Origin of the sequence: Alloprevotella sp. OH1205_COT-284 (assembly GCF_003859795.1) — a bacterium.
Lineage (GTDB): Bacteria > Bacteroidota > Bacteroidia > Bacteroidales > Bacteroidaceae > Alloprevotella.
In genome coordinates, this window is record NZ_RQYI01000006.1 from 33828 (window position 1) to 46735 (window position 12908).

The window sequence follows — 12908 nt, forward strand, 5'->3', positions numbered from 1 at the left end:
AATGAATATTGCTTGAAACAATGCGGTTTTAGAAGGTGATGTTCAATCCTGCGGTGATGGTGCGACTGCCCGAATAGCTGCCGCCGGCCATTCCCGAACCTCCGGTCATGGATCCGATACCGAAGTTGTAGCGAGGATCAAGCCCCTTGCGAGCGGTGAGAAGGAAGAGGTTTTCACCGGACACATACACTCTCATGCGGCTGAATTGAAGTTTTTCCAACCATTGGGTGGGAAGCGTGTAGCCGAGGGTGACATTGTTGAGCGTGAGGTAATCGGAGCTGGTGAGGAAACGGTCGATGGCCGTTTGAGAGGCTCCAAAGTCGCCTGCACCGGTAGAGAGGCGGGGAATGTCGGTATTGCGGTTGTCGGGCGTCCATGCTTTGAGCAGATCCTTGTGCATGGCCAAACCGGCCGTACGACCGTTGTGCATGAGGGTCTGATACTGTCCGTCGTAGATCTTACCGCCGAGCTGATAGGAGAAATTCATCGAGAGGTCGAAGCCATAGCCGGAGATGCTCGTTCCAAATCCTCCGAATACAGAAGGAAGAGTGGTGCCGCATTCATAATAGCTGGCTGCGGAAATGTCGTCCGTGGTGGTTTGTCCGGTCACGTTTCCTGCGGCGTCTTTCACATCTTTATAATAAAGCTCCTTACCGGTTTTGGGATCGATGCCGGCCGATTTGACGAGATAGGCCTCGTAGCGGCTCGTGCCCTCTTTGAGGATAGAGCTTCCGCCCTTCACCACTTCGCCGCCGAGGTCGGTGATTTCGTTGTAGTTATGCGTGATGTTGGCAAAGACATCCCATTGCATACGGCTGTCCTTGTAGGCAACGGCGTTGAGCGAGAATTCCACACCGCGGTTCACCATTTCGCCCAAGTTGGTGGGATAGTCGGACACGGAGAGTGCGGAGGAGAGGGGAAGGTCTTTGTAGTAGAGCATGTCGGAAGTCAGGCGGTTGTAATATTCGAGGCTTCCGGAGAGTCGATAGTTGAACATCGAGAAGTCGGCACCGAGTGTCCATTGCTTGGAGGTTTCCCAAGTGAGGTTGTCATTGCCGAGAGTGGTCATCTTGATGGAGTATTCGCCGGAGGTGCTGTTGTAAGAGGGACGATACTGTTTGGCATAAGCGTGCCAGCTGTCCAAACCGTCGTTTCCTTGCACACCATAGCTGACGCGGACTTTGAGGTTGTTGAGCCAAGTGAGCGATTTCATGAAGTCTTCCTTCATCAGCTGCCAAGCGGCACCCAACGATCCGAAGTCGCCCCAGCGATGACCGGGAGCAAACACGCTCGAAGCGTCACGGCGATAGGAGGCACTGAGGAAGTAGCGTTCTTGGAAATCGTAGTTCACACGGCCGATGAAACCCATCGTCATGTAGCGGTCGGTCTTGGAGTTGGTTTCGCGCTTTTCTTTGCCGTGGGCGTTGTTCAATTCGGGAATGTTGGGATTGAAAAGGTGGTCGTTGTATCCGCTCAACTCCTGATCGACAATGTTGTATTGCTCGTAACCGGCCAACACGGCAAGATTGTGTACACCGCCGAAGGTGGTGTTGTAGTTGGCCATGTATTGCTGATTGACGCTGAACTTGCGAGTGCTTTCTACCACCACTATACCATCGTCGGTGCTACCGCTGGCAAAGCGGCTGGACAGGTCATTGCTGCGTCCCATGATGGCGGTAGTGTTGAGTGTTGCGCTCAAAGCCAAGCCTTCGAGAGGAGTGGCCACCATGCTCCACTTGCCGGTGAAGACGTCGAGCACGGATTTGCTGATGTTATACTCGTTGTCGCGCACGGCATTGCCCGTGATGTTGGCACGTTGGAAAGCGGTTTGGCCGGCGTCGTAGACGATGCGACCGTTTTCACGCATGATTTCTCCGTTGGCATTGCGCACATAGAGAGGATAGATCGGCGCGATGGAGTTGGTGACATAGAAGAGGTTGCCCGAAGAACCCCAGTTTTTTGTGGTATATTGGGGGCTTCTCGAATCGGAGTGCGTGAAGCCCATGTTGGTGGTGAGTTTCAACCAAGGCTTCACCTGATATTCCATGTTGGTACGACCGGTATAGCGTTGATAGTCGGAGTTGTTCACAAATCCGCCGTCGCCGAGGAAACCGAAGCTGGCATAGTAGTTGAAACGATCGGTGGCACCATTGACGTTGATGTTGTATTCCTGACGGAACGAGTTGTGAAACGTTTCGTCATACCAGTTGTCGGGGGTGTAGAAGTACTTTCCGTCGCTATATCCCAAAGTGGCATTCGGGTTGAGACGGAAGTTTGTACCGATGAGTTTCTCACCGGCAGGTACGGTGAAAATCTGATAACCAAGACCACCGTTTTTGGCATCGAGAAGATTTTTGTCGGCAAAAGCATAAGCCTCCCCGGGGGTTGCACCGTTGTAGAACTTGGAGTTGTAGAGAGCCTTATAATGCGTTTCAAAATATTGCGCAGGATCGCTGATGACATCGTATTGAGGCACCAGACGGCTGTTTGAACCCCAACGGGCTTCAAAATTCACCTCGGCATCACGATTGAGTTTGGCTTTTTTGGTGGTAATGATGACCACACCGTTGGCACCGCGAGCACCGTAGATGGCACTGGCCGAAGCGTCTTTGAGCACGGTGAGGCTCTCAATGTCGGAGGGGTTGATATTGGCAATGCCGGCTTCATAGGGTGCTCCGTCCACAATATAGAGCGGCGAGGAATTGGCACTGATCGAACCGATACCGCGTACGCGAATGGTGGGGGCCGATCCGGGGCCGCCACTGCCGGTGGTGGTTTGAATACCGGCCACCTTACCCACAAGTGCAGAAGTGGCAGTGGAGGTGACGTGGTCGGAAATATCGGAGGCTTTGATCTCAGCAGCAGATCCTGTGAACGACGATTTCTTGGTCGTTCCATAGGCCACGACCATCACTTCATCAAGATTGGTGTTTGACTCTGCCAAAACAATGCTCATATTTCCGGACACGTCTACCGTAGAGGGTTCCATGCCGATATAGGCAACGGAAACTTTCTTCACTCCGGCAGGGAGTTTGGAAATGGTGAAGTTACCGTTTTCGTCGGAAATGGCCACCACCTTGTTGCCGGCTTTCACGGAAGCTCCGACGATGGGATGGCCGCCCTTGTCTGTCACCCGGCCTTTTACAACCGTTTGAGCAGCCATCGTGCCGGCCATCATTACAGCGGCACTCAGGATTGCTAACTTTTTGTTCATAATTCTACCTTTAATAATATTATCTTATTGCTTTTTGGGCTGATTGGAAGTCATCGACGGCAACTCGCCGACGCAATGACTTGGCGAAGAGGCAGGCATGCGCCCCACATGCCGGGTGGCGGAGAAACACTGGAAATGTCTATGTCGAAACACCGCTTGGAAACAACGGCCGCCGGTACATTTCTCAAACGAAAAAGAGAATAAATAAACACTCTTGTAATACCTAATTCGAGAACCAATTTTCGCGAATTTAGTTTTTTTGATTATAAAAAGAAAACGAGAACAGAGGAAAAAGCAAGAAAGAAGCTAAAATTAACAACAAAGGCCTAATTATGATATATAGAAATATCAAAAAGCAATAACAAAGACAAATCTAAAAAGCAAACGATTTATGCATACTTGCATTTGTCTGCATTAAGCGACGGAAAGAAAGACAAATGGAAACATCCGATTGCATTAGTTCTTCCATAATTTCAGATTTCACACGCAAAGCTATCAAAAACACGTTTTACATGTATGCAAAAGCCGTATTTTTATCACTTTCAAGCCATGCAGACAAAAAGCGAAACGGCGAAACCGAAAACACGACGGAAAAACCAAAAAGCACGACAGAAGAACGAAAAAAACAGACACACCGGCAACGCGGCAAAACAACGAAGCCCCAAAAACACGGAGGAGAAGCCCAAAAGCAAGACGACAAAGCCAAAAAGCAAGACAACGAAGCGGAAAAACAGCCTCATCGCCAAAAAATCGGGAAATAAGGCGAGGCGTTCGGATTATAATGCGTACTTTTGAAGCTCATTTCGATATTATCATGAAATTCAGCAGTATTGTCGCAACACTGATCGCTCTGATCGCCCTTTGGAGCTGCAAAACGCCACAAGACGTGGCCTATTTTCAAGACACCGCACCCGCAACCCCTGCCGACACCGCAGCCTCGGCAGCCCTGCTGGCCTCGGCCGGCGAGAAACTCCGCCTGCAACCCGGCGACAAACTCCACATCGCGGTGTCCAGCTCGAAAACGCCCGACCTCGCAATCGCTTTCAACAAAATCATCGTGGCAAAAACCCAAACCGGACATCTCCACGGCGAGCAGTCTTTCGCGCCCTACATCATGGACGCCGACGGCAACGTGATCTTCCCCTCATTGGGCGTGGTCGGCCTGAAAGGTTTGAGCCGAGCCGAAGCCGCCGAAAAACTGCAAAACGAACTGCGAAGCCGCCAACTCCTGAACGACGCCGTCGTCACCGTCGAAATCCTCAACCAATTCGTGAGCGTATTGGGAGAAGTACACCGACCCGGACGCATCAACTTCGACCGCGACCGGCTCAACCTCGTCGAAACTCTCTCGCGATGCGGCGACCTCAACATCGACGCAGACCGCAAGGGCGTGTTGGTGTTGCGAAAACAAGACAACAAGGTGAAAGCCTTTGCCCTCGATCTGACCAAACGACACGACCTGTGGGCATCTCCCGGCTATCAGCTCCAACCCGGCGACGTGGTCTATGTAGCCCCCAACAAGAAACGGATACGCGAAGCCCAAGCCTACGGCAACGTCTGGCACCAGCCCTACATCTATTTCTCCCTCATATCGGTGCTCACCTCCGTCGTTTCGCTCATCATCGCACTGTAATCCGCCGCCCGACACCGACATCTTTTTTGCAAAAACAAAGCGTCCCCCTACACACGAGGACGCTTTTTCCATTGTCTGAGCCGCTTCACGCCGTCTGCTCCGAGAATGAGCAAACCGCCATATTGAAACGCTTTGGCCATGCCGAAAAACACAGCCCACAACACCCCTTTGGCCGCCGCCCCCAACCACGCAGACGGCAAAGCCATCTGTGCGAAAGAGAGCACATAGAAGGGCACACACAGCGCAAGCACCACCACCCCCGTGCGAAAGGAGAGGGACTGCAAACGGACTCGGAAACGACGAAAAGCGGAAGAAAAAAACGAAGTTCTCATGCGGCAAAGATAGTCTTTTATCCGAAAACCGCCAAACCGCTCCGCCTTCCTGCGCGCAGTTGGCCGAAAACGAGAGCCGCGCCGATGAAACCACCCTTTTCGGACGTTTTTCCACCCTATTTTTTTGTTTTTTGCCGTTTTGCCTTCGCAAATTCCTCTTTTCCCCTGACTGTCAGCGCGTTTTGTGCGAAGGCAAGTGAAGGCAAACTTTCAAGAGAAATCGCAACCCTCTGAAAATCACAGCCCCTACGGTGAAGGCAAATTCCCCTTTTGCCTTCACCTCCTTTCACAGAGCGCGACACGAACACCGCCTTTTTCCAAGGCAGTGAAGGCAAAATAACACCACAACATACTGACTTCCAGCGACTTGAAAAACAGCTTTTCGTTTTGCCTTCACTTGCCTTCGCACAAAACACACTGAAAATCAAAGATTTGAATTGATTTGCGAAGGCAGTGAAGGCAAAAACAATGAACAGGGATACGCGCGCACGCGCGAGAGCGGCCGTTTTTTAACATTGTCGGGAGGTGGTTTTCGCTACCTCTGAGGTGGAAAATTTTAGCTCAGAGCTAAAATTTTCCGCACCGCGGTGCGGAAAATTCCTTCTCCCACCCCTTGCCGCAAGTTCCGAGCTTGTTCTCTTCTTCGTGGAACAAGACCTCAGATTTCGGAGGCCTTTTCAAAAGCGACTGATGCCTTACGGACAGCGGGTGAATGAAATCGTTGGAGATACACCCGGATTTTTCAGTATCGCTTTTTCGATTGAACAAGCATAAGGAAAGACCGTCATCACCTCCAATCGAACCGACAAACGGCTCGTCGCGAGGTTGGATAAATCCAAAGCAAACACTCATCACTGCCCTATTCTGCTCAAAAGGCGAGTGCAAAATACCCATTTTTGAGTATTGTGTCGGTATCGCGGTCTTAGTAATTTTGCAAACTGAAAAAGCAGATGATATGGCAACAGATAAACTCCATAGACACAGGGGGCGCAAGCTCTCAACCACACAGGCGCATTGTTCGGGCAAAGAGCAATGCGCTTTTTTAATGAGCAAATCAAAACAATGTTCATTATTGCAAATCTCATCAATCCCCCTTGCCCTATGCAAACATTGAAAGAGGAGACACGCCGGCGCATTATCGACGTGGCACGCAGAGAGTTTATCGCCCACGGCGCGAGTGGCACGTCCATTCGCACCATTGCTCACAAGGCAGGCATGGCCGTGGGCAACGTGTACAACTACTTCCGTTCAAAGGACGAGCTGTTTCGCGAGGTGTTGCGCCCGCTCATCGAGCGACTCGACAGCTACCTTCTTTCTCACAACAAGGAGCAACATCTGCGCCTTGACGTGTTCGACATGGAGGAGCCTCAAAACGAATATCTCATCGCCATGCACACCCTCATCCGCAGCTTCCGCCCCGAGCTTCGGCTCTTGCTCTCGGGCGCGGAGGGCACTTCGCTGGCCGGCTACAAGGAACGCATCACCGACCACCAAACGCGCATCGGCACGGAATACCTCCGCTTGATGAAAGAGCGTTACCCTCACCTCAACACAGACATCTCGCCGTTCCTCCTCCGCATTGCCGCCTCCACGTGGGTAGCCATTTTTTGCGAGTTGGTGTACCACGAGGAATACACCGAAGAGGAAATCGAGCTTGCTCTCCGACAGTATGCCCGATACGGCATAGCGGGCTGGAAAGCACTGATGCAACCATAGTTTCAACCTTCTATAAAAACACAAGAGAAATGTTCAAAACACTTCAACGATTATCCGCCTACATGCAGGGACGCAAATTGCTTTTGCCCTGCGCCATAGTTCTTTCCGCGCTAAACGGCCTGCTCTCGCTCGCTCCCTTCGTGTTGCTGTGGCTCGTGGTACGCGTGCTGCTCACCGCCGAAGGCGACTTTGCCGAAACGCCCGTGTGGGATTATGCCCTTGCGGCTCTCATCATCTCGGTGGCAAACGTAGGGCTCTATTTCGTTGCCCTGTTGCTCTCTCATCTTGCCGCCTTTCGGGTGGAAACAAACATGCGCCGGCGGGCAATGGAGCGACTGATGCGTGTACCCCTCGGCTTCTTCAACGCACAACAGACGGGGCAGATGCGCAAAATCATCGACGAAAACGCTTCTGAAACGCACACTTTCGTGGCACATATCCTGCCCGATGTGGCCGGCAGCATCGTTGCTCCTTTGGGAGTGATTGCTCTGCTGCTCGCCGTAGATTGGCAATTGGGCATCGCCGCCCTCGTCCCTATCGTTTGCGCTTTCGGCATTATGGGATATATGATGAATCCCAAAAGCAACAATTTTCAGCGGCTCTATCTGGATGCGCAGGAGAAAATGGGCGCAGAGGCGGTGGAATACGTGCGTGGCGTGCCGGTGGTCAAGGTGTTTCAGCAAACGGTATTCTCCTTCAAGCGGCTGCACGACAGCATCATCAATTATCGCAACCTCGTGATACGATATACCCGCATGTGGCGCACGCCCATGTCGGCCTACACCATTGCCATTCATGCCTTTGCCTTTATCCTCGTGCCCGTGGGCATCGTCCTCATCGCCCATGGCGGAAACACCGCCCTCGTCATAGCCGACATTTTCCTCTATGTGCTGATTGCACCGGTCATCTCGGCCAACGTCATGAAGAGCATGTATCTCAGTCGAAACCTCTTCTTGGCCAACGAGGCGGTGGAGCGTTTGGAACGACTCGTCGATGTTCCCGAACTCCCCACGAGCAAAACTTCCATGCAGGCAAAGTCGCACGATGTGTGCTTTCAAAATGTATCTTTCCGCTACGACGGGGCGAAAACGGATGCCGTGAGCCACATCGACCTCACCATTCTCGAAGGCCAAACCGTTGCACTCGTGGGAGCATCGGGCAGCGGAAAAACCACATTGGCAAGACTTATCCCCCGATTTTGGGACGTTCGTGAAGGCACGGTGAGCATCGGGGGCGTAGACGTAAGAACTATGGACAAGGCGGAACTGATGCGCAGCGTGTCGTTCGTGTTCCAAAACACACGCCTTTTCAAAACTTCACTCTCAGACAACATTCGCTACGGCAATCCCGATGCTTCAATCGAAGCGGTGAACCGCGCCATCGACCTCTCGCAGAGCCGCGAGATCATCGACCGGCTGCCCGATGGATTGAACACCGTCATCGGGGCGGAGGGCACATATCTTTCCGGCGGAGAACAACAACGCATCGTCTTGGCGCGTGCCATTCTGAAAGATGCACCCATCATCGTGCTCGACGAAGCCACCGCCTTTGCCGACCCCGAAAGCGAACACCTCATTCGCAAAGCCCTCGCCCACCTCACAAGAGGAAAAACGGTGCTGATGATTGCTCATCGGCTGACCTCCGTGCAAGATGCCGACCGCATCGTGGTGATGCAGCAAGGACGCATCGCAGAAGAGGGCACGCACGCCGAACTCATGGAGCGCGGATCGGTATATCAGAGTATGTGGAACGAATATCGAAAGGCCGTGGCATGGCACCTGTAAAAAGAATGTGCCGGCAAAGACGCCGAACATATTCCTATTGTCTTCAATGTTTCATTTCCAATGTCTAAAACGATGATACGATATTTTCAACACCGTTTCGCCCTTTCGGAAAAAGGGGCAAAAGACCTGATGCGCGGCATCGCCTACACCACGCTATTCAACCTTGCGCTGATGTTACCGCCTACTTATCTGTTTCTCTTTCTCACCGAATATCTGGACAAGAGCCGCACACCGCACTCGCCCGCGTTCTACCTGCTCTTGGCTATGGCGGTCATGGCGGTGATGTTCGTCGTGAGCCGATGGCAATACGACAGCACCTACACCACCGTCTATGACGAAAGCGCACACCGCCGCATCAGTGTGGCAGAAAAGCTGCGCCGATTGCCGTTGGCGTTCTTTGGCGAGCGCAACCTCTCCGACCTCACCTCTACCGTAATGGAGGACTGCACACACTTGGAACACACCTTCTCGCACGCTGTGCCACAGCTCTTTGCCTCGGCACTGAGCATGTCGCTCGTTGCCGTCGGCCTCTTCGCCTACGATTGGCGGTTGGCCATCGCCGTGTTTTGGGTGGTTCCCGCAGCGGTGGGGACGCTGATCTTGGCAAGGCACAAAATAAACCGCGCCTTTGCACGGCTCTATACCGTGAAACGTGGCGTCACGGAACAGATACAAGAGGGCTTGGAGTGCATTCAGGAAATCAAATCTTACTGCGGAGAGGAAGACTACAACCGCCGTTTCGACCGCCGACTCACACATTTGGAGCAAGAACTTTTCAGCAACGACCTTTGGGGAGGAGTCTTCGTAAACCTTTCCGCCGCATTGCTCAAACTCGGCATACCTACGGTTATTCTCGTGGGGGCGTGGCTCTTGGAACGCGGCGAACTGTCGGCGTTTGTCTATATGGCCTTCCTGCTCATCACGGCAATGGTCTACTATCCCATTCAGGAAGTGTGCAACAACATCGCCGTGCTCACGTTTCTCGACGTGCGCATCAATCGAATGAAAGAGATTGAAGCCATGCCAACCCAAGAAGGGCGAACGGAGGTGGTGTTGAAAAACTACAACATCGAGTTTCGCAACGTGTCCTTCGCCTACGAGGAAGGCAAACAAGTGTTGCACAACGTGTCTTTCATCGCCCGACAAGGCGAAGTGACGGCACTCGTGGGGGCTTCGGGAGGAGGAAAAACAACAACCGCCAAACTTGCCGCCCGATTTTGGGACGCCGACAGCGGAGAAATATTGCTCGGAGGCGAGCCTTTGTCTTCCATTGATTCCGAATACCTCTTGCACCACTACGCCGTGGTGTTCCAAGACGTGTTGCTTTTCAATGCCTCCATTGCCGACAATATCCGCATAGGAAAACGCGATGCCACCGACGAAGAGGTGCGCAGGGTGGCTCGGTTGGCGCAGTGCGAAGAGTTCATCAACCGCATGCCACAAGGCTACGACACGCTCATCGGCGAAAACGGCGAAACTCTATCGGGAGGAGAGCGGCAGCGCATTTCCATAGCCCGCGCCCTCTTGAAAGACGCGCCCATCATTCTCCTCGACGAAGCCACCGCCAGCCTCGACGCTGAAAACGAGACACGCATACAAGCCGCCCTATCCGAACTGGTGCGCCAAAAGACGGTCATCATCATAGCCCACCGCATGCGAACCGTGCGCCATGCCGACAAGATTGTAGTTTTCAGCGGCGGCACCGTGAAAGAGCAAGGCACTCCCGAAGCACTCATGGCACAAGGCGGCGAGTTTGCCAAAATGGTGCTGTTGCAGCAAGAGGGAGTGGAAAACCGGCACTCGGATGTAGGAATTTAGTTTTTAGAAAAAACAGAAATACAATGAAAATTGAAAAAATCAATCACACCTTCGGACGATTGGCCGGGTGGATCGTGTGCCATCGCCTTGTCGTTGCAGGAATGTTCATCCTCTTGGTCGCCTTCTCTTTCATTGGCACAAAGAGAATGGTGATGAAAACTTCCTTCGATGACTATTTCGTGAACGACGACCCGATGCTACTCAAAACCAACGAGTTCCAATCCATATTCGGCAACGACTATTATGTGGCGGTGCTGGTAAGGAACAAAGAACTTTTTTCCCACCGCAGTCTGACGCTCATTCGTGATCTCAGCAACGAATTGAAAGACAGCCTGTCGTATGCCGACAAACTCACTTCTGTTACCGATCTCGAATTTGCTGTGGGGACGGAAGAGGGGATGACTATCGAGCAGATAGTGCCGGAGGAGATACCCACCGACTCTGCCTCGCTTGCCGCCATCAAACGGAAGGCATACAACAAACCCTATGTAGCCAAGAAACTCGTTTCACAGGATGCCACTATGACATGGATTATGGTGAAGCTCCGCCCTTTTCCCGAAGACAGTGTGTGGAAGAAAACGAGCGACATCGGTCCCGACATGCTCACAGGCAAGGAAGTCGGACATATCATCGGCAAAGCTAAATATGCAGAACTATCGCCCAATGCTGCCGGAATGCCCTACTTGGCGTATGAGAAGTTTGTTTATCTCAAAGGCGAGTTAGGACGACTCTTCTTTTTCGCTTTCATCGTCTCAATCATGGTGATGCTCCTTGTTACACGTTCCCTACGTGGCGTAGCAGCCCCTTTGTTCACTTCCATTTTTGCCCTTATCATCGGCTTCGGCGTTATCGGCTGGTCGGGCATCTATATTGATATGAGTACGGCAATGATAGCCGTCATCCTCACCTTTGCCTGCTCCATAGCTTACAACATTCATCTCTACAACTTTTTCAAAACACGGTTTGTGGAGACGGGACGACGCAAGGATTCCATTATAGAGTCGGTGAGCGAGACAGGCTGGGGGGTGTTGCTTTCGGGGCTGACAACCGTGGCGGCAATGATGACTTTTCTCTCTATGCAGATTGTGCCGATGCGTGCCATTGGCATCAACACCTCGCTCTGTCTGCTGGCCGTACTCATCACCTGTCTTTTCATCACGCCCATTGTTCTGTCGATAGGCAAGGACAGAAAGCCGGCCACCGATATGAAGAAGAGTGTGGAGGGCTGCATCGGGCATTGTTTTGAGCGGTTTGGAAATAGGATTATGCACCGTCACCGTGCAGTGATGCTTGTTTCGATAGCCGTCACCATTTTTTGTGGTGTGGGGCTCTTCTTCATCGAACCTGCATTCGACATAGAAAAGACCATGGGGCGTAAAATTCCCTATGTGAAACGTTTCCTCGATCTCTGCGAAACGGAATTGGGATCGATGTACGCCTACGACCTGATGATTACCCTACCTAACGAGAACGATGCCAAAAAGCCAGAGAACCTGCAAAAGCTTGATCGGCTTGCCGAGATTGCCGGTAGCTATAAACTCACCAAGCGGCATAATTCCATAACCGACATTATAAAAGACATGAATTGCACACTAAACGGTAACGACGCGCAATTCTACACCATTCCCAAGGAGGCCGATATGGTGGCGCAACTGCTCCTGCTCTATGAGAACGCAGGAGGAACAGAGTCGGAATACTGGTTGGATTACGATTATCGGCGGTTGCGTTTGCAGTTGGAGCTGAAAAGCTATAACTCCCTCCAAGCAGAACAAGAAATGGAAGCCTTGCAGATGGAGGCACGGAGGCTTTTCCCCAAGGCGCAAGTTGCTGTGGTGGGCAACATCCCACAGTTCACCGTAATGCAGCAGTATGTGGAGCGAGGGCAGATGTGGTCGATGCTTCTGTCGGTATTGGTTATCGGTGTTATCCTCGTACTCATCTTCGGCAATTGGAAAGTGGGTCTGGTAGGGATGATACCCAACATCGCCCCTGCCATCATCGTGGGCGGTATAATGGGATGGCTGGACTATCCGCTCGATATGATGACTGCCTCGCTCATACCCATGGTCCTGGGCATTGCCGTCGATGACACCATTCACTTCATCAACCACAGTCACGTGGCTTTCCACCGATATGGCGGCTATCGCAAAGCTATCAGCCTTACCTTCCGTGTAGAAGGATTGGCTCTCGTGATGTCCACCGTCATCATTTCGGCTACATTTGCCGGTTTTATCCTCTCCGATGCCACGCAGATGCGCCACTGGGGCTTGCTCGCTGTGGCCGGTATGGTGTCGGCGTTGTTGGCAGACCTTTTTCTCACTCCCATCCTTTTCAGGTATCTCCGTGTGTTCGGTAAAGAGTATGATCATACGGATAAAGAAAACATGAACAACAAAAACAAGCATTGACAA

General features: G+C 52.2%; 7 protein-coding genes. 5 read left to right on the forward strand and 2 right to left on the reverse strand.

Annotated elements, in window-relative coordinates; translation table 11 throughout:
- Positions 1–28: 28 nt before the first annotated feature.
- Positions 29–3214, reverse strand: a complete 3186-nt coding sequence (locus EII14_RS02860) for a SusC/RagA family TonB-linked outer membrane protein (protein WP_124931061.1) — start codon at positions 3212–3214, stop codon at positions 29–31.
- An 814-nt stretch (positions 3215–4028) separates the two neighbouring features.
- Between EII14_RS02860 and EII14_RS02865 the strand changes: the two genes are divergently transcribed.
- Positions 4029–4847 carry a polysaccharide biosynthesis/export family protein gene (locus EII14_RS02865; RefSeq protein ID WP_158608303.1) on the forward strand — a complete coding sequence of 273 codons (819 nt, stop codon included), beginning with the start codon at positions 4029–4031 and terminating at the stop codon, positions 4845–4847.
- A gap of 47 nt (positions 4848–4894) precedes the next feature.
- On the opposite strand, the gene EII14_RS02870 is transcribed toward EII14_RS02865, so the two are convergent.
- Entirely contained in the window at positions 4895–5179 is a 285-nt protein-coding gene (locus EII14_RS02870; protein WP_124931063.1) for a hypothetical protein, read from the reverse strand.
- Positions 5180–6280: 1101 nt separating this feature from the next.
- Between EII14_RS02870 and EII14_RS02875 the strand changes: the two genes are divergently transcribed.
- The 4 genes from EII14_RS02875 (at position 6281) to EII14_RS02890 (ending at position 12905) form a co-directional block, all read left to right on the forward strand.
- The gene (locus tag EII14_RS02875) at positions 6281–6895 is read left to right on the forward strand and encodes a TetR/AcrR family transcriptional regulator (RefSeq protein WP_124931119.1); all 615 of its coding nucleotides are present in this window, start codon (positions 6281–6283) and stop codon (positions 6893–6895) included.
- Between the two features lie 29 nt (positions 6896–6924).
- Positions 6925–8679: an ABC transporter ATP-binding protein gene (locus EII14_RS02880; RefSeq protein ID WP_124931064.1), complete on the forward strand. Its 1755-nt coding sequence runs from the start codon at positions 6925–6927 to the stop codon at positions 8677–8679.
- A 72-nt stretch (positions 8680–8751) separates the two neighbouring features.
- The gene (locus tag EII14_RS02885; protein ID WP_124931065.1) at positions 8752–10497 is read left to right on the forward strand and encodes an ABC transporter ATP-binding protein; all 1746 of its coding nucleotides are present in this window, start codon (positions 8752–8754) and stop codon (positions 10495–10497) included.
- A gap of 23 nt (positions 10498–10520) precedes the next feature.
- A complete protein-coding gene (locus EII14_RS02890; protein ID WP_124931066.1) occupies positions 10521–12905 on the forward strand; it encodes an RND family transporter in 2385 nt (794 codons plus the stop codon).
- The last annotated feature ends 3 nt before the right edge of the window (positions 12906–12908 follow it).

Bases quoted from the DNA above. Each gene is read 5' to 3' on its own strand.
- EII14_RS02860 (WP_124931061.1), bottom strand. From the start codon at position 3,214: ATGAACAAAAAGTTAGCAATCCTGAGTGCCGCTGTAATGATGGCCGGC.
- EII14_RS02865 (WP_158608303.1), top strand. From the start codon at position 4,029: ATGAAATTCAGCAGTATTGTCGCAACACTGATCGCTCTGATCGCCCTT.
- EII14_RS02870 (WP_124931063.1), bottom strand. From the start codon at position 5,179: ATGAGAACTTCGTTTTTTTCTTCCGCTTTTCGTCGTTTCCGAGTCCGT.
- EII14_RS02875 (WP_124931119.1), top strand. From the start codon at position 6,281: ATGCAAACATTGAAAGAGGAGACACGCCGGCGCATTATCGACGTGGCA.
- EII14_RS02880 (WP_124931064.1), top strand. From the start codon at position 6,925: ATGTTCAAAACACTTCAACGATTATCCGCCTACATGCAGGGACGCAAA.
- EII14_RS02885 (WP_124931065.1), top strand. From the start codon at position 8,752: ATGATACGATATTTTCAACACCGTTTCGCCCTTTCGGAAAAAGGGGCA.
- EII14_RS02890 (WP_124931066.1), top strand. From the start codon at position 10,521: ATGAAAATTGAAAAAATCAATCACACCTTCGGACGATTGGCCGGGTGG.